Annotated in this window: 11 protein-coding genes, 2 rRNA genes and 2 pseudogenes (1 of these 15 running past the window's edge); 8 read left to right on the top strand and 7 right to left on the bottom strand. The window is 38.4% G+C overall.

Annotation, left to right across the window (positions count from 1 at the left end):
- Positions 1-84: 84 nt before the first annotated feature.
- Both IGJ76_RS11825 and IGJ76_RS11820 read right to left on the bottom strand, forming a co-directional pair.
- The gene (locus tag IGJ76_RS11825) at positions 85-2,226 is read right to left on the bottom strand and encodes a GH92 family glycosyl hydrolase (protein WP_430596642.1); all 2,142 of its coding nucleotides are present in this window, start codon (positions 2,224-2,226) and stop codon (positions 85-87) included.
- Positions 2,207-3,274 carry a GntR family transcriptional regulator gene (locus tag IGJ76_RS11820; protein ID WP_071869319.1) on the bottom strand — a complete coding sequence of 356 codons (1,068 nt, stop codon included), beginning with the start codon at positions 3,272-3,274 and terminating at the stop codon, positions 2,207-2,209. The genes IGJ76_RS11825 and IGJ76_RS11820 overlap by 20 nt, the downstream gene beginning before the upstream one ends.
- A 151-nt stretch (positions 3,275-3,425) precedes the next feature.
- Here IGJ76_RS11820 and IGJ76_RS11815 point away from each other — a divergent pair, with 151 nt between their 5' ends.
- The 3 genes from IGJ76_RS11815 to IGJ76_RS11805 are packed head-to-tail and all read left to right on the top strand — an operon-like array spanning position 3,426 to position 8,277.
- The gene (locus IGJ76_RS11815; protein ID WP_430596641.1) at positions 3,426-4,715 is read left to right on the top strand and encodes a glycoside hydrolase family 125 protein; all 1,290 of its coding nucleotides are present in this window, start codon (positions 3,426-3,428) and stop codon (positions 4,713-4,715) included.
- A gap of 10 nt (positions 4,716-4,725) precedes the next feature.
- Positions 4,726-7,413, top strand: a complete 2,688-nt coding sequence (locus tag IGJ76_RS11810; protein WP_430596640.1) for an alpha-mannosidase — start codon at positions 4,726-4,728, stop codon at positions 7,411-7,413.
- Positions 7,414-8,277: an ROK family protein gene (locus tag IGJ76_RS11805; protein WP_430596639.1), complete on the top strand. Its 864-nt coding sequence runs from the start codon at positions 7,414-7,416 to the stop codon at positions 8,275-8,277. It begins immediately after the preceding gene.
- 201 nt (positions 8,278-8,478) lie between these two features.
- Here the strand turns inward: IGJ76_RS11805 and IGJ76_RS11800 are convergent, their stop codons facing one another.
- Positions 8,479-9,333 carry an RluA family pseudouridine synthase gene (locus IGJ76_RS11800; protein WP_270346782.1) on the bottom strand — a complete coding sequence of 285 codons (855 nt, stop codon included), beginning with the start codon at positions 9,331-9,333 and terminating at the stop codon, positions 8,479-8,481.
- 196 nt (positions 9,334-9,529) lie between these two features.
- Between IGJ76_RS11800 and IGJ76_RS11795 the strand changes: the two genes are divergently transcribed.
- Positions 9,530-11,701, top strand: coding sequence for a PBP1A family penicillin-binding protein (locus IGJ76_RS11795; RefSeq protein ID WP_430596638.1), 2,172 nt, complete (start codon positions 9,530-9,532; stop codon positions 11,699-11,701).
- A 65-nt stretch (positions 11,702-11,766) separates the two neighbouring features.
- Positions 11,767-12,108, top strand: a complete 342-nt coding sequence (locus IGJ76_RS11790; protein WP_067481657.1) for a YlbF family regulator — start codon at positions 11,767-11,769, stop codon at positions 12,106-12,108.
- 73 nt (positions 12,109-12,181) lie between these two features.
- Here IGJ76_RS11790 and IGJ76_RS11785 read toward each other — a convergent pair whose 3' ends face one another.
- The 4 genes and pseudogenes from IGJ76_RS11785 to IGJ76_RS11770 all read right to left on the bottom strand — a co-directional run bounded on the left by IGJ76_RS11785 (position 12,182) and on the right by IGJ76_RS11770 (position 13,301).
- Entirely contained in the window at positions 12,182-12,400 is a 219-nt protein-coding gene (locus IGJ76_RS11785; protein ID WP_370629932.1) for an IS3 family transposase, read from the bottom strand.
- Positions 12,392-12,625, bottom strand: a pseudogene (locus IGJ76_RS11780) (DDE-type integrase/transposase/recombinase); the annotation flags it as partial. The gene IGJ76_RS11785 and the pseudogene IGJ76_RS11780, both read right to left, overlap by 9 nt.
- Entirely contained in the window at positions 12,526-13,029 is a 504-nt protein-coding gene (locus IGJ76_RS11775) for an IS3 family transposase (protein WP_157729248.1), read from the bottom strand. The gene IGJ76_RS11775 and the pseudogene IGJ76_RS11780, both read right to left, overlap by 100 nt.
- Positions 13,026-13,301: a helix-turn-helix domain-containing protein gene (locus IGJ76_RS11770; RefSeq protein ID WP_095803846.1), complete on the bottom strand. Its 276-nt coding sequence runs from the start codon at positions 13,299-13,301 to the stop codon at positions 13,026-13,028. Before IGJ76_RS11770 ends, IGJ76_RS11775 begins: the two co-directional genes overlap by 4 nt.
- A 245-nt stretch (positions 13,302-13,546) precedes the next feature.
- Here IGJ76_RS11770 and IGJ76_RS11765 point away from each other — a divergent pair.
- The 3 genes and pseudogenes from IGJ76_RS11765 to IGJ76_RS11755 all read left to right on the top strand — a co-directional run.
- Positions 13,547-14,961 (top strand): annotated as a pseudogene (locus IGJ76_RS11765) (MFS transporter).
- 512 nt (positions 14,962-15,473) lie between these two features.
- Positions 15,474-17,034: ribosomal RNA gene (locus IGJ76_RS11760) — 16S ribosomal RNA — on the top strand.
- A gap of 229 nt (positions 17,035-17,263) precedes the next feature.
- A 23S ribosomal RNA gene (locus tag IGJ76_RS11755) occupies positions 17,264-17,314 on the top strand; it runs 2,863 nt beyond the window's last position.
- The 16S and 23S rRNA genes sit together here, the layout of an rRNA operon.

Below are 17,314 nucleotides of genomic sequence, written 5' to 3'. Positions count from 1 at the left end.
ACGAAAATATGTTTTGGTTCAGTCTTTTTTTATGAAAATAAAAATCAAATTTTATTTTTGCACGTAGTTTATTGTGAAGGCTTATTAGGTTAAAGAAAACGGTAAAGCATCTGCCGCGTATTTTTTGGGGTGAGGAACAGTACCTAAGTGATAACGAATTGTTCCTCCTGTGAGTAAGTCATCGTGTGTAAAGAATAACTTAGAATGCATTTGATCATTACGGTCAACTTGATGAACAAACTGTTGCTGTGGTTGATTTGGTGAACTTTCAATCGTAAGTGTCTGACCGTTTGCAAGTTTTAGTTCAACGTGATCGAACAGTGGCAAACCAATAACATATTCTCCAGAACCAGGTGTGACTGGATAAAAACCTAAACTGCTAAAGATATACCAACCTGACATGCTACCATTATCTTCATCACCGGGATAACCTGTCGGTGAATCATTGAAGGTTTGAGTCAACAATTGTTTAATTAACGGCTGAGCCATCTCTGGTTTACCAAGATAACTGAATAGATAAGGGTAGTGGAAGCTAGGTTGATTTGAGATAGCCAGTTGTCCAAATTCAATAGCGGCCATTTCACTCATTTCATGGATTTCAAATCCGTATCCACCAACTTCAAAGGAAGGAGATTGATTACAAAGCTTGATTAATTTTTCTTGAAAAGCAGCTTCTCCACCATGTTCACGAATCAAACCATTAAAATCTTGGTAGACGGCAAAGCTACTTTGCCATGCACTTCCTTCTGCATAATCTTGACCCCAGCGAGTCGCTGAGAAGTTTTCTCTAAATTGTTGATTCGTATCTTTTGCACGCATGAACCCAACGGTAGGGTCAAAAATATTACGATAGTTTAAGGACTGTCTTTGATAAAAAGCACTGGTCGCATGATCCCCCAGTATAGCAGCAACTTGGCTGATACAAAAATCGCTATAAGCATAATCTAAAGTATGATTGACTGATTCATGATAGGTACTAGGAACATAGCCATATGTTAAATAATCAAGTGTTCCTTGGCGACCATAATTAGGTAACTCACTTTGGACAGTAGCGCTTTTTTTCATTGCTATTAAAAATTCAGGCATCAAATCGCTACGAATTCCTTTTACTGCGGCGTCAGCAATTACCGCATCAATCAATGTTCCGGGCATTAAACCTCGTTCATCAGGCGATAGCCATTTTGGCAAAAAGCCCGTTTCTCGATAACTTGTAAGAAAGCCCTCAAGCATTTCCTCATATTTTTCAGTGGCAATCAATGAATAGAGTGGGTAGACCGTTTTATACGTATCCCAAAATCCATTATTTGTATAAAGAACACCAGAGCGAATAGTTTTGCTGAATGTATCATAGTGAATTTTTTCGCCATCCTTAGTTACTTCATAGAATGTTTGAGGAAAGAGAAATACACGATATAAGTTATGATAAAAAGTACTTACTTGTTTTTTATCATGATGACTGATTTTGATTTTATGGAAATATTCTTGCCAAATTTGGCGATTTTTTTCCAGGTATTCATCAGGCGACTGTGCAGACTCTCTCAATAAATTTACCTGTGCTTGTTCTTCGCTAATAAAAGAAGTACCAAAGCGAATCGTTTGCTGTTCGATCGAGCCAAACGACAACAAAATAGAAGAACTATTCTCTGGAATTGCTAACTCAGTGTCGAATAATGGTTGTTCAAAGGAAAGGATAAAGTGAAAGCGAAAATCAGGATCCTCACATCCAGAAAAGTTGATGAGATAACCAGTAATTGTATGCGAGTCTACAACATTTAACTGGTATCGCTCAGGAAAAGTCAAAAGTAAACCGCTATCATTTTTGTGATAATCAATCGTAAGTACACCACCATACATACTAGGAATCAACGTGGATGAAATTTCATAACGCAGTTGATTGATTGACAGATGCGTAGGGCAAAACGTGCTTTCTTCTGGTCGATAAGAACTCTGAGCATGAAAAAGACTGTTTTCAGGTAGAGTACCACTAACTGGTGTCATTAGGAAATGACTGAAATCACCCATCCAAGGACTAGGTTGATGTGTTAAACGATAACCTTGAAAGATACGGTCTTCTGGGTGGAACCACCAACTTCCTTTTTGGTCGGTTGTTTGTGGGGCAAAATAATTCATTCCAAACGGAACGCCTGTGTAAGGCAGGCAATTTCCGTTTGAATAATTGGACTGGTTGGCAGTCCCTTGGCGAGTATCAATTTGTTGAATGTTCATTGTTAAGCTCCTTCGTTGAGTGTCTTGTTATTAATGTAACTGGGTATTTGGTATCTGCTGGTGATTCTTTGGTTTCAAGCCAATGAATCAACTTTTCTCCAGCAGATTTTCCAAGTTCTTTGAAATTTTGGGCGATAGTTGTCAAAGGTGGATCAACTAAAGCTGCAGCTTGAATATCATCAAAACCGATAATTGAAAAATCAGCAGGAACTGAAAAGCCAGCTTGTTTCAATTGGTTCATTGTTTGAATGGCAACAAGATCATTTTCACAGACAAACGCAGTAAGCTGATGTTCTTTGATATAGTTTAATAACTCTTTATTCGTTGCTTTTTGGTCGTCAAGCGCAGTATGAAAAGCTAAATTAGCTTTATCAAGAGCTTCAAGATAGCCTAAATAGCGCTGACGAACTGATTGTGGATGAGTTGGTTCGCCAAATAAGAAGCCAATTTTTTGATGACCGTCAGCAATCAATTGATTTGTGGCTATCGAGCCGCCGGCGAAATTGTCTGAAAGAACGGTTGGAAATGGTAGTTCATAAATTTTCTTATCCAAAATAATGACTGGAAAATCTTTCAGTGAAAGTTCAAACAATAAATCTAAGTGTTGCTCCGTATCGATAGCGTAGTAAATCAATCCATCGAATTCATCCATCACTTCTTTTGCCGTTTTTGTTTGGAGAAAATCAAGAGAGGTCATCAATACGTCAAATTGATTTTCTTGCATAATTGGATTCAATCCTTCAGTGAAATCACCAACGGATAAATCAGTTAAGAACGGAAATAAAAAGAGAATTCTCTTTGTTTTTTGAATGTGGACAGCCGAGGTCTCTGGATTGTCTGCTTTGACAAAGCTGCCTTTTCCACGAATTCGATAAATCAAACCAAGTTGTTCCAATTCTGTTAATGCTCGTTTGGATGTGATTCGACTTACTTGATATTTTTGAGAAAGTTCTTTTTCAGTAGGAACTTGGCTATCAATGGCTAAAGTTCCATCAAGAATTGCGTTGTGTAGATCGATAAATATTTTCTTATATAATGGTTGCTCCATAATAACACCTCTTAATGATATATCATGTATAAATGATAGCATAAATAAAGCAAAAGTAAACAATAAAAAATATTATGAAAGCGTAGACAAAAAACAAACCAAGAAGTATAATCTAATAAGATATATCAAATAGAAAAGAGGATATTGAGAAATGCCATATAAAGATATACCAAAATCAGTTGAAGAATTCATGGGAAAAATTGAACAGAAATGTGGAAGTGAGCATGCAGATTGGGCTAAAAATTTTTCTACTGCGTTTGCTAATACATTGTTAACCACAGTAAAGCGACATTCTGATGGAACTACTTTCTTGCTAACCGGTGATATACCAGCTATGTGGTTAAGAGATTCCACTGCACAAGTACGCCCTTACTTAGTGATTGCCAAAGAAGATAAAGACTTAGCAGCAATGATTAGTGGGTTGGTAAAGAAACAATTCTTTTATATCAACATTGATCCGTATGCGAATGCGTTTAATGAAGAAGCGAACGGGGCGGGACATCAGAGTGACCATACTGAAATGAATGATTGGATTTGGGAAAGAAAATATGAGATTGACTCATTATGTTATCCTGTTCAACTTGCCTATCTTTTATATAAAAATACGGGGCAAACAGATCAGTTTGATGATTCATTTGTTTCAGGAATCGAAAAAATTCTAAATGTTTTTCAAACAGAACAAGACCATACTAAGTCACCTTATCGATTTGAACGTGATACTACTCGTCTGGAAGACACGCTTGTTAATGATGGGGAAGGTGCAAAAGTGGTACCTACAGGAATGACCTGGTCAGGTTTTCGACCAAGTGATGATACTTGCCAATATGGGTATTTAGTCCCATCGAACATGTTTGCTGTAGTCGTTTTAGGATATATTGAAGAAATTTTTCAAACAGTGTTATCAAATAATCAAATCGTAGCAAAAGCTACCACATTGCGAGAAGAGATTCAACAAGGAATCGAAGTGCATGGTAAAACTAACAATCAAGCACAAGAGATTATTTTCGCATACGAAGTGGATGGTCAAGGAAATACCTCAATCATGGATGACAGCAATGTACCAAACCTAATGGCTGCTCCTTACGTAGGCTATTGTTCTTCGAAAGACGAGACGTATTTACAAACAAGAAAAACGTTGCTTAGCCCAGAAAATCCTTATTTTTATGAAGGAAAGTACGCAAAAGGAATCGGTTCTTCTCATACGCCTGAAAATTATGTTTGGCCAATTGCTTTAGCAATGGAAGGCATGACCACTGATGATCGAAAAGAAAAAGAGCGAATTTTAGATTTATTAGTAGCTACAGATGCTGGAACAAACTTGATGCACGAAGGTTTTGATGTGGATAACCCTAACAATTACACAAGAGAATGGTTTTCTTGGGCAAATATGATGTTTTGTGAATTAGTAATGGATTACTTTGATATTCGAGTAGAAAAATAGGAGCGATTAGATGAAAAAGAAAGTATATATTATTTCCCACAGTCACTGGGATCGAGAATGGTACATGGCTTATGAACAACACCATATGCGTCTAGTTGAATTAATGGATGATTTATTAGAACTTTTTGAGAATGACCCTGAATTCAATAGTTTTCACTTAGATGGACAAACAATTATTTTAGATGATTATTTACAAGTAAGACCGGAGAAAAGAGCGTTAGTTCAACAAGCGATTGATGCGGGTAAGCTACGTATTGGACCATTTTATATTTTGCAAGATGATTTTTTGATTAGCTCAGAATCCAACGTTCGTAATATGTTGATTGGGTTGGAAGAAACGCAAAAATGGGGTGTTCCAGTAATGCTGGGCTACTTCCCAGATACATTTGGAAATATGGGGCAAACACCTCAAATGATGAAGCAAGTTGGGATTGAAGCAGCAGCATTTGGCCGCGGAGTAAAACCGATTGGCTTTGATAATCAGGTGCTTGAGGCAGAAAATTATTCCTCCCAATATTCTGAAATGAAATGGAAAGGGCCTGATAACTCAGAAATTTTTGGTTTATTATTTGCTAATTGGTATAGTAATGGAAATGAAATACCAGCTGAAGAGCAAGAAGCCAAGGCATTTTGGGATCAAAAATTAGCTGATGCAGAACAATATGCTTCAACTGAACATTTATTAATGATGAATGGTGTCGATCATCAACCTGTTCAAAAAGATATATCAAAGGCAATTGCATTAGCAAATCGTTTATATCCAGATTACGAATTTATTCATTCTAATTTTACCGACTATTTAGCAGCAGTAACAAATGATTTACCTGAAGATTTGGGGACCGTAGAAGGCGAATTAACGAGTCAAGAAACAGATGGCTGGTATACCTTGGCAAATACTGCATCTGCGCGCGTGTATTTAAAACAATGGAATACGAAAGTTCAAAGACAATTAGAAAATATTGCTGAACCGTTAGCGACAATGGCATATGAAGTTTCGGGAAGCTATCCTCATGATCAATTAGATTATGCTTGGAAAACATTAATGCAAAATCACCCACATGATAGTATTTGTGGTTGTTCAGTGGATTCTGTTCATCGAGAAATGATTACACGATTCGAAAAAGCAGACGAAGTTGGGAAATTTGTGGCAGAAGAAGCAATGAGGCAGTTGTCGCAAGTTATTGATACAAGCGAATTCCCAGAGGATACGTATCCTTTTGTTGTAATCAATACAGCTGGAACAGCGAAAACTGGTGAAGCTGTGATTGAAGTCGAGTTGGAACGTAAAAAGTTTGCTGAAGGATTACCAGAGACATTGTTTAAAGAATTGGAAGATGCGCCTGTTAAGAGCTATCATGTTGAGAATGCACAAGGAGAAATCATTCCCGCAATTGTATCTGAAGCAACTGTTCGTTTTGACTATGACTTACCGAAAGATCGGTTCCGGATACCTTATATGGAAAAAGTAGTGACTGTAACTATTCCGCTAGAAGAAATGGCTGCTTTTTCATGGGAGACATTTACGTTAGCTGAAGGAAAAGCCCCAATCGCTATTACTGATTCGATGGTCAGTGACCAAGGACGAGTAATCGAAAATGAATTGCTCAAAATCAAAATTGAAGAGAATGGTTCATTAACGGTGTTGGACAAAAAAATGGATCGACAATTTGAGGATATGCTTGTTTTTGAAGATACGGGTGATGTTGGAAATGAGTATATCTATAAACAACCAAGTGACACCGCCCCAATTCTTTCAAACCAACAAGGGGATTCTCAAGTAGAAATTTTAGTTGATACACCAGAGATTGCTCAAATCCAACTCATTCAGACCATGATGATTCCAGTTTCTGCCGATGAACTTCTAGAAAGGGAACAACAAATGGTAGTTGAATTCCGTTATCGTAAAGCGAAACGAGCAAAAGAATTAAAACCATTATTAATAGAAACAAAAATTACTTTAAGGAAAAATAGTCGGAAAATCGACTTTGAAACGACGATTGACAATCAAATGAAAGACCATCGATTACGCGCGCTATTTCCAACGAAGTTACATGTGGAACACCATGAAGCAGATAGTATATTTGAAGTCGTTACGCGACCAAATAAAGTTTCCGCAAGCTGGGAAAATCCAACGAATCCGCAACATCAACATGCATTTGTTAATCTTCATGATGAAAATTATGGTGTCACAATTGGAAACTATGGCCTGAATGAATACGAAATTGTAGATGCAGGTCAAATTGCATTGACCTTATTGCGTTGTGTTGGTGAGTTAGGGGACTGGGGATATTTCCCAACTCCCGAGGCACAGTGTTTAGGACAACACCATTTCCAGTATAGTATGGAAATTCATGAACCAAATGAAAAATTTGCATCTTATCAACACGCGTATGCTGCGCAAGTTCCATTTACGACGCAACAATTAGCTAATCAACAAGGTGAATTAAGCAGCAAAAACAATTATTTAGAAGTGGATGCTAAAACGTTTGCAATTACTGCTTTGAAGCGAAGCAAGTTTAATGATAAAGTAGTACTGAGAGGATTCAATCTGTCAGGAAACGAAGAAGAAATGGTTGTTCAAAAACCAGGGACAACTAGCAGATTGTTGAATCTTTTAGAAAAAGACAGTAAGCAAACGATTGAGCCGACATTGATGCCTTATGAAATTCGGACAATCGGATTCGAGGAGGAAAAGTAAATGTACGGCGGAATAGAAGCAGGTGGCACAAAGTTTGTTTGTGCAGTGGCGAATGATCAACATGAAATTATGGAGAAAGTAAGTATCCCTACAACGACTCCAATAGAAACGTTGCAACAAGTGTTTGCTTTTTTTGACAAGTTTGACTTATCTGCTATGGGGATTGGGTCTTTTGGCCCGATTGGCATTGACCAAACAAAAGATAACTATGGATATGTTTTAGCAACACCTAAAAAAGGTTGGGCTGATTTTGACTTTTTAGGGAGTGTTAAAGCACGTTATCAAATTCCAATTGCGTGGACAACGGATGTTAATGCTGCTGCCTATGGCGAATTGAAGAAAGGTGCAGCACAAGGAAAGAATAGCTGTATCTATCTAACCGTTGGTACTGGGATTGGTGCAGGTGTTGTTTTGAATCAAGATATCTTTTCGGGGATTGCTCATCCGGAAATGGGTCATATCTGGGTGAAACGTCATCTAGACGATACTTACGCTGGTACTTGTCCTTATCATGGGGACTGTTTGGAAGGTTTGGCGGCTGGTCCTTCATTAGAAGCAAGAACCGGAATCAAAGGTCAAGATTTACCGGTAGACCATCCTGTGTGGGATATCCAAGCATTCTATATTGCACAAGCTTTAATCAACTATACATTAACTTTAGCACCAGAAAAAATTATCCTTGGTGGTGGCGTAATGAACCAAGATCATTTACTACAAAAAATTCGCCAACAATTTGTTGAATTAATGGCAGGATATATGGAAGTTCCAGAAGCTAGTGAATATATTGTTCGCTGGGGCTTGCCGAATGAAAGTGGGATTATTGGTAGTTTATTATTAGCCGAAAAAGAGTATCGACAAAAATAAAATTTCAAAAAAGTGGTTGAAATAAGAGCAGTCAACTCTGATAGATAAGAAGGATAATCTGGAAATAGCTTTATCTGTTTTTGAGATTATTCTACTCATTTTTGAGAGATTTGCTTTCGAAAAGCCATTTATTCGTAAAAAAGTGTCTGGAGCATAATCATTTTGATTAATGTCACAGACACTTTTTTGTTTTCTCAAGGCCTACCATAGTCCAGGAGTTGCTCTAGCGATAATCGTTTCTTGTGTGAATGGATGTGTCAAATGAAGTTCAATTGCGTGAAGCATCATTCGTTGCGCTGGCCGTGACTGATAAAGTGGATCGCCTACAATTGGATGACCTAGGCTTTCGAGATGAACCCGAATTTGATGTGTCCTCCCAGTAGATAAAACACAATAAATTTGTGTTTGTGTCGGTAGATTTTTTGCAACGGTTACGCGGGTTGTTGCTGTTTTCCCGTTACGTTCATCAATGACTTGTTTTCGTCGGTTGTGTCGATCGCGTCCAATTTTCTTGGTGATGGTGATATCTTTGGTTAACTTTCCCCAAACGATAGCTTGGTAGCGTCGATAAATCTTCTTTTGTTCGACTAATTGGCTTAAAATAGGCAGAATAAATGGGTTTTTAGCGAATAAAATAGCACCACTGGTTTCTTGATCTAAGCGATGTACAACATATGGTTTCTCATCTTTCGGAGCTAGATAAGCAGCTAAATCATTCAATAAGGTTCCAGTTTCTTTTGCGTTATTGGGATGGGTTTTTAGACCAGCTGGTTTATTTACAATCACTAATTGATCGTCTTCATAGAGCGTGTGGATTTTTTGAGGATCACCAAAGATGATTTCTTGATGACTGTAGTCACTTTCTTCAAAATGCAAAGTAATTGTGTCGCCACCGCGGATTTCTGAATGAAAAGGAGCGGGCTGCGCATTTACCCAAACATTTCTTCGGGTACGCAAAAAATGACGAACTTTTTTTGGTACTAGCCATTCTCGCTCTAATAATTCTTGGATAGTTGTTGCTGAGTGATCAGCGGGTAATGTAATTGTGATTTCCATAAAGGAGCTCCTTTCGTCGAAGTCAGTTTTATTTTACCATTTTTAAAATATATTTAAGAAAAAGATTAAATCAATCAACTACTTATTATGCTAAACTACCGTCATTAACTACAAAACTTACATCTTAAGCAGGAAGAAAGGCGCAGTTAGTTGTGGTAAACTGACCGTGTGAATAAAAAGATAGGAGAACATGCAAATGGATTTTCAACGCGTTTGGGAAAAAATAAAAGCTTCTTTGATTAGCTTTTGGCGCTGGATTAAGCCATATTTGAGCCGATTTCATAAATGGCGAAGGCGGATTTGGAAAAAATATCATATCAATAAAGTTATTCTTTTGTTGGGACTGATTTTTATTTTGGTAACGAGTGTTTATTTGTTTATTTTAGCAAAACAAGCAAATGTGGAGACTTTAAAATCAGGATTAAGCCAATCTACTGTTATTTATGATAAAGATAATGAAGAAGCAGGTACACTTTATGCTCAAAAAGGGACTTACGTAGAACTAGATGCAATTTCTCCGTATATTCAGGATGCAGTTATTTCTACGGAAGATCGAAATTTTTATAATCATCATGGATTTGATGTGAAGGGGATTGCTCGAGCAGCAGTTCGTATGCTTACTTCAGGGAGTACCGCTGGTGGTGGAGGGAGTACGATTACGCAACAATTGGCAAAAAATGCGTATTTAACACTCGATCAAACCTTTGATAGAAAAGCAAAAGAGCTGTTTCTAGCGATAGAAATAGAAAAGAAATACAGTAAAGAAGAAATTTTAACTATGTATTTGAATAACGCTTATTTTGGTAATGGTGTTTGGGGTGTTCAAGATGCTGCAAGGAGATATTTTGGTGTCAATGCGAGTGACGTAACATTGTCAGAGGCGGCAACAATTGCGGGTATGCTTAAAGGACCAGGTATTTATAATCCAATTGATAACCCAGAAAATGCTAATAATCGAAAAAACACTGTGTTGAGTGTGATGAAAGAAAACGAAAAAATCACAGCAGAACAAGCCAGTGTGGAGAGCCAAACGAACATTACGGATTATTTAAATGACACGTATACGGATTCGGAATCAGGTTATCGCTATCCTTATTATTTTGATGCGGTAATTGATGAGGCTGTGGAAGCATATGGACTGGATGAATCAGATGTAATGAACAAGGGGTATAAAATATATACTGCGTTAGATCAAAATTATCAAAAGCAGCTAGAAGCGACTTATCAAAATGGACAGCTATTTCCGGCAGATGCTTCGGACGGGGCAATGGTTCAATCTGCGTCTGTTGCATTGAATCCGAAAAATGGTGGTGTACAAGCCTTGGTGGGGCGGCGTGGAGAACACGTCTTCCGTGGATTTAATTTTGCAACACAAATGAAAAGGTCGCCAGGTTCGACAATTAAACCATTGAGCGTGTACTCAGCTGCTTTAGAGTCTGGCTACTTACCTTCTAGTACTTTGCAAGACGCACCACAAAGTTACTATGCTGCTCAAAATTATGATGGTACGTATCAAGGTGAAGTACCAATGTATCAAGCAGTAGCTCAAAGCTTGAACTTGCCAGCTGTTTGGTTACTCCATGAGATTGGTCTTCAAAAAGGGTATGATAAAGCAGAAGAATTCGGGTTAAGCTTATCAAAATCCGATAAATACTATGGTTTAGCATTAGGTGGCTTAGAAAAAGGTGTATCACCGTTAACGATGGCCGGAGCCTATAGTGCTTTTGCGAATGATGGGCAGATGTATTCGCCACATTTGATTACGAAAATCGTTGATTCTACAGGTGCAGTTATTGTAGATAATACGGACAAAAAACCTAAACAAGTGATTTCAAAAGAAACAGCAGAACAAATGACAAGTATGCTGCTTGGCACATTTTCTAATGGAACAGCAGTTGCTGCAAATCCAGCTGGTTATACGGTTGCTGGTAAGACTGGTACTACGGAAACGAATTTTGATGCCACTAAAGCAAATGATCAATGGATTGTTGGCTATACACCAGACGTAGTTATTTCAACTTGGATGGGTTACGAAGAGTCCAGCGAATTGCACTACTTAGAAGGGACGAGTGGGAATGTTGTGGGCCGAGTCTTTAAGTCTGCTGCAGAAGGAATCCTTCCTTATACTTCAAATACAAGTTTTAGTGTCGCAGATGCGTATGCAACAGGCGGAGAGGTCGTCCCAGCAGATCAAGTGGGCAATCCATCAGAAGCAGAGGACAATGCTGGGAAATGGAAAGAAAACTTAGATCAATATGGCGAGAAAGCAAAAGAAGGATTGAAGAACTTTGGTGACTTTGTAAAAGACGGCGTACAAGGAATTGGCGATGCAGCCAAAGATTTGTGGCGGAAATATCAAAGTGAGTAGTTCTTTGAAAACGGATAGCTGCATGTTACAATGAACTCAACTACTGAAAGAAAAGAGGCAATATTATGTCAAATATCTATGATAGCGCGAATCAAATCGAACGCGAAATTCGTGAACTTCCTGAATTCAAAGCTTTACAAGAAGCATACGGTAAAGTAAAAGAAAACAAAGAAGCACATGAACTATTTAAAAACTTCCAAGCAATGCAAATTGAATTACAGGAAAAACAAATGCGTGGCGAAGAATTCTCTGATGAAGATGCAATGAAAGCGCAAGAGATGGCTATGAAAATTCAATCAGAATCAGTTATCAATGATTTAATGGAAAAAGAACAAGGTTTTAGTACAATTATCAATGATTTAAATCGAATCATCATGACACCAGTACGTGACCTATATAGCGAATAATTAATAGTAAACAAAAAAGAGCAGGGCTGATTGGAAGTGCAACTACTTTTTGATACAAAATAAAAAGAGCAACTCAATTTGATCTTGATAATCGGTAATCAACGGGGGAAAGATACCCCAATTTGGCTAAAATTCTATTATTATTCCAAAAATAGATGTATTTTTCAACGATATCGATTACTCTAGTATTAGAGCTTATTGGCTCTTTTGTGATATAGAATGTTTCAGACTTTAGTGAGGAATGAAACGATTCTATTGGTGCGTTATCTGAAGGAGTTCCCTTACGGGACATACTTTGGATAACGTTTTTTTGTTTGACTAAATCACAGAATTTTTTTGCTGTATACGTAGATCCCTGATCACTATGCAAAATAGCTTGTTTTGGTAGATCGTCTAATTGATTAAATGTATCAATCGCTAAATTGGTATCAGGATGTGAAGATATCTTGTACGCAACGATTTCACTGTTAAACATGTCCATAATCGTTGATGAATAAAGCATACTACTTCTCCGAAAGGAAGGTACGTAATATCTGTCGTTAATTTTTGTAAGGGGCGTTTGGCATTCCAATTCTTTTGGATAAGATTGTCAAAAGCTTTGTGCTGAGGACCTGTATGACGATATTTTTTGATTTTTGCTATACAATTCCAGCCTCTGTGTTTCATAATACGCGCTACTTTGTTAATACCAATCACGAGTTCGCGACTCAAAAGGGCATGTATTTTTCGATAACCAAATAAAAAATGATTTTCTTGAACCAATTGATGAATTCGTTCTTCGACAGATGTTAAACTTAAAGGTTTCAGCTTCCTGTTTCTATAGAAAGTACTTCTTGATAATCCAAATAACCGTGTCAACTTAGAGATTGACAACTGTTTTTTATGCTTTTCAATGAAATGAATAATATTTTCTTTTGTCACCACCTTTCTTTCGAAAAGAATTTTTTTACCAATTCTAACTCTTTTTTTTCCTCTAGGACTTTAGAGATAGAGAGTTCTTGTTCTATGGGACGCCCTGAAGAAGCTTTTAAGCGATGAATTTCTCCATTCAAATACCACTTCTTCCAAGTATATATTGTTCCTTTTCCTAGGATATTGAATTCTTCTTGCAGAGAAGAAGGTGACTCTCCATCCAATAAACGCTCAACAATTTGAATTTTTAATGTATCTGGATAATAGTTATCCTTTGCCATTAGAAAAACACCTCCAAATTTATTTTACTAAATTTGAGGTGCTCTTTTTTAATTGTATCTAATTATAGTGTCAGTTCCCGATTGCAGTCCTGCTCTTTTTTTGCTTCCAGCTAAGTGAAATTCTTTCTCTAGTTTTTTATCAACCAACATAATGCAAGAAAATAACAATATTGTGAATATAAAAATAAAAAAATGGAGTGTATAATTTTGAAAACGATTACTAAAAAGAAAAAGGAGTGATTGGAATGCTTTCGCAACAAGCAGTTTCTGAGGAGACAATCAATAAGAAAACAAGTGCGTTTGGTTTGAAGGACAAAATTGGTTACATGTTTGGTGATTTAGGGAATTGTTTTATTTTAGGATTGGTTAATAGCTTTTTGATGATTTATTACACAAATGTCCTTGGCGTTTCTGGAGCAATAGTAGGTACGCTTTTTCTAGTTTCAAGAATTTTAGATGCATTTGCGGATGTTTTCGTTGGACGGCTATGTGATATTTCTAAGCTAACAGAAGTTGGACGATTTATCCCGTGGATTCGCCGAATGAAGTATCCGTTTTGTACCGTAGTAGTTCTAATGTTTTTGCCTATTATTCAGCATTTACCAATGTCGGCCAAGATGATTTATATTTTTGTTTCATACATTGTGTATGGTATTTTTCTTTCAACAATTAATATTCCTTATGGGGCAATGGCGGCAGCAATCAGTTCAAATCCGGATGATCGGTCTTCGTTGTCGACTTTCAGAAGTATTGGATCAGCAATCGGTGGATCAACTACGGGTTTCTTTATTCCAATATTAATGTATACGCAAAACAAAAATGGTCAACAGATTGTCTCAAGTGAACGATTTTTCTGGATTGCCATTAGCTGTGCGTCAATAGCTTTTCTAGCATATATCTTAACTTGCAAGCTATCCACGGAGAGAGTAAGAGTAGAAAAAAAGAAGAGATTCAAGCAACCAGGCTGGTTAAAGGCTTAATTTCGAATCGTGCACTAGTAGTACTAGTTGTTGTGGACATTTTTATTGTGATCAATCAAATTTTAGCTGGGACAAATATGACTTATTTATTTAATGACTACTTCCATAATAAAGAAGCAATGTCGATTGCTTTATTATTCACGTATGGAACGGTCGTTGTATTGGTTCCTTTTGCAACGGCGTTGACAAGATGGTTTGGTAAGAAAGAAGCAAGCGTTGTCGCTCTAATGTTTTCTTCTATTATGTATTTATTGATGTATTTTTTACATATTACAAATGCATGGGTATACTTGTTCCTACTATTTATTGCGACATTGGGATCAGGATTATTCAATTTGATGGTGTGGGCTTTCATTACAGATGTAATTGATTATCATCAATATACAACGGGGTTACGTGAAGACGGAACAGTTTACGGTGTCAATTCTTTTGCTAGAAAATTGGGACAAGCATGTGCAGGGGCAATTGGTGGTTTTATGTTAACGATGATTGGCTATCAATCGTCTTCAGTAGGCGGAACAATTCAGTCAGCTTTAGTACAAGAACGTATTTATACGATTGCTAATTTATTGCCAGCAGTTTGTTTGCTATTATCTGCGGTGATTTTACTTGTTGGTTATCCACTCAATAAGAAAGAAACGATTAAAATGGGTGAAAAATTAAAACAAATCAATCATTAAGTTGTGAAGAGATAGAATTTAAAATTAGGTCAAGCGAAATGTAAAATTTTGCTTGACCATTCTTTTTTTTAATGATAGAGTAAATGAGTTGTTGAAAAACAACTAGAAGTAAAAAATAATTTCAAAAAGTTATTGACATGTGGATTATCACATGATAAGATAACTAAGTCGTTTGAAAAGGACTGCTTATGAAGCTTGATTTCATCAAGAAAAACTTCAAAAAAGTTCTTGACAAATAACAAACGATGTGATATGATAAGTGAGTTGCTGAAAGATTTCTCAAACGAAATCAAAAAAACTTTTTAAAAAAAGAGTTGACATTCAAACGTCACTCTGATATGATATAAAAGTTGCTACGGCAATTCAAGTAGACCTTTGAAAACTGAACAAAGTAAGACAAACCAAATGTGTAGGGCGTCTTGATTCAATTCAAGACAACAAACATTTTTAAACAGCAAGCAATATGCTAGCAAACAAATTGAGCTTAACAATCGCAAGATTGTTCTAACTTTTATTATGAGAGTTTGATCCTGGCTCAGGACGAACGCTGGCGGCGTGCCTAATACATGCAAGTCGTACGCTTTTTCTTTCACCGGAGCTTGCTCCACCGAAAGAAAAGGAGTGGCGAACGGGTGAGTAACACGTGGGTAACCTGCCCATCAGAAGGGGATAACACTTGGAAACAGGTGCTAATACCGTATAACAATCGAAACCGCATGGTTTTGATTTGAAAGGCGCTTTCGGGTGTCGCTGATGGATGGACCCGCGGTGCATTAGCTAGTTGGTGAGGTAACGGCTCACCAAGGCCACGATGCATAGCCGACCTGAGAGGGTGATCGGCCACATTGGGACTGAGACACGGCCCAAACTCCTACGGGAGGCAGCAGTAGGGAATCTTCGGCAATGGACGAAAGTCTGACCGAGCAACGCCGCGTGAGTGAAGAAGGTTTTCGGATCGTAAAACTCTGTTGTTAGAGAAGAACAAGGATGAGAGTAACTGTTCATCCCTTGACGGTATCTAACCAGAAAGCCACGGCTAACTACGTGCCAGCAGCCGCGGTAATACGTAGGTGGCAAGCGTTGTCCGGATTTATTGGGCGTAAAGCGAGCGCAGGCGGTTTCTTAAGTCTGATGTGAAAGCCCCCGGCTCAACCGGGGAGGGTCATTGGAAACTGGGAGACTTGAGTGCAGAAGAGGAGAGTGGAATTCCATGTGTAGCGGTGAAATGCGTAGATATATGGAGGAACACCAGTGGCGAAGGCGACTCTCTGGTCTGTAACTGACGCTGAGGCTCGAAAGCGTGGGGAGCAAACAGGATTAGATACCCTGGTAGTCCACGCCGTAAACGATGAGTGCTAAGTGTTGGAGGGTTTCCGCCCTTCAGTGCTGCAGCTAACGCATTAAGCACTCCGCCTGGGGAGTACGACCGCAAGGTTGAAACTCAAAGGAATTGACGGGGGCCCGCACAAGCGGTGGAGCATGTGGTTTAATTCGAAGCAACGCGAAGAACCTTACCAGGTCTTGACATCCTTTGACCACTCTAGAGATAGAGCTTCCCCTTCGGGGGCAAAGTGACAGGTGGTGCATGGTTGTCGTCAGCTCGTGTCGTGAGATGTTGGGTTAAGTCCCGCAACGAGCGCAACCCTTATTGTTAGTTGCCATCATTTAGTTGGGCACTCTAGCAAGACTGCCGGTGACAAACCGGAGGAAGGTGGGGATGACGTCAAATCATCATGCCCCTTATGACCTGGGCTACACACGTGCTACAATGGGAAGTACAACGAGTCGCGAAGTCGCGAGGCTAAGCTAATCTCTTAAAGCTTCTCTCAGTTCGGATTGTAGGCTGCAACTCGCCTACATGAAGCCGGAATCGCTAGTAATCGCGGATCAGCACGCCGCGGTGAATACGTTCCCGGGCCTTGTACACACCGCCCGTCACACCACGAAAGTTTGTAACACCCGAAGTCGGTGAGGTAACCTTTTTGGAGCCAGCCGCCTAAGGTGGGATAGATGATTGGGGTGAAGTCGTAACAAGGTAGCCGTATCGGAAGGTGCGGCTGGATCACCTCCTTTCTAAGGAATATTACGGAGACTACACACGTTTGTCATCATTACTTTGTTCAGTTTTGAGAGGTTTACTCTCAAAACACTTTGTTCATTGAAAACTGGATATTTGAAGTAAGATCAAAACAAACCGAGAACACCGCGTTGAATGAGTTTTTTAATAAGTTCAATTGCTTATTTTTCTTGACTAGTTTCTATCGCTAGAAATGATGTCAAAACCCAACCGTAAGGTTGATAAGGTTAAGTGAATAAGGGCGCACGGTGGATGCCTTGGCACTAGGAGCCGATG

This window comes from Enterococcus sp. DIV0175, assembly GCF_050529075.1.
Taxonomy (GTDB): Bacteria; Bacillota; Bacilli; order Lactobacillales; family Enterococcaceae; genus Enterococcus_B; species Enterococcus_B thailandicus.
Note: the sequence above shows the minus strand (reverse complement) of the source record. Positions and strands in the feature narration are given on the sequence as shown.

What these genes read in the sequence shown, in the direction of transcription:
- IGJ76_RS11795 (WP_430596638.1), top strand. Translation starts at nt 9,530, where the DNA reads ATGGATTTTCAACGCGTTTGGGAAAAAATAAAAGCTTCTTTGATTAGC.
- IGJ76_RS11815 (WP_430596641.1), top strand. Translation starts at nt 3,426, where the DNA reads ATGCCATATAAAGATATACCAAAATCAGTTGAAGAATTCATGGGAAAA.
- IGJ76_RS11800 (WP_270346782.1), bottom strand. Translation starts at nt 9,333, where the DNA reads ATGGAAATCACAATTACATTACCCGCTGATCACTCAGCAACAACTATC.
- IGJ76_RS11805 (WP_430596639.1), top strand. Translation starts at nt 7,414, where the DNA reads ATGTACGGCGGAATAGAAGCAGGTGGCACAAAGTTTGTTTGTGCAGTG.
- IGJ76_RS11770 (WP_095803846.1), bottom strand. Translation starts at nt 13,301, where the DNA reads ATGGCAAAGGATAACTATTATCCAGATACATTAAAAATTCAAATTGTT.
- IGJ76_RS11790 (WP_067481657.1), top strand. Translation starts at nt 11,767, where the DNA reads ATGTCAAATATCTATGATAGCGCGAATCAAATCGAACGCGAAATTCGT.
- IGJ76_RS11810 (WP_430596640.1), top strand. Translation starts at nt 4,726, where the DNA reads ATGAAAAAGAAAGTATATATTATTTCCCACAGTCACTGGGATCGAGAA.
- IGJ76_RS11825 (WP_430596642.1), bottom strand. Translation starts at nt 2,226, where the DNA reads ATGAACATTCAACAAATTGATACTCGCCAAGGGACTGCCAACCAGTCC.
- IGJ76_RS11820 (WP_071869319.1), bottom strand. Translation starts at nt 3,274, where the DNA reads ATGGAGCAACCATTATATAAGAAAATATTTATCGATCTACACAACGCA.
- IGJ76_RS11785 (WP_370629932.1), bottom strand. Translation starts at nt 12,400, where the DNA reads ATGTCCCGTAAGGGAACTCCTTCAGATAACGCACCAATAGAATCGTTT.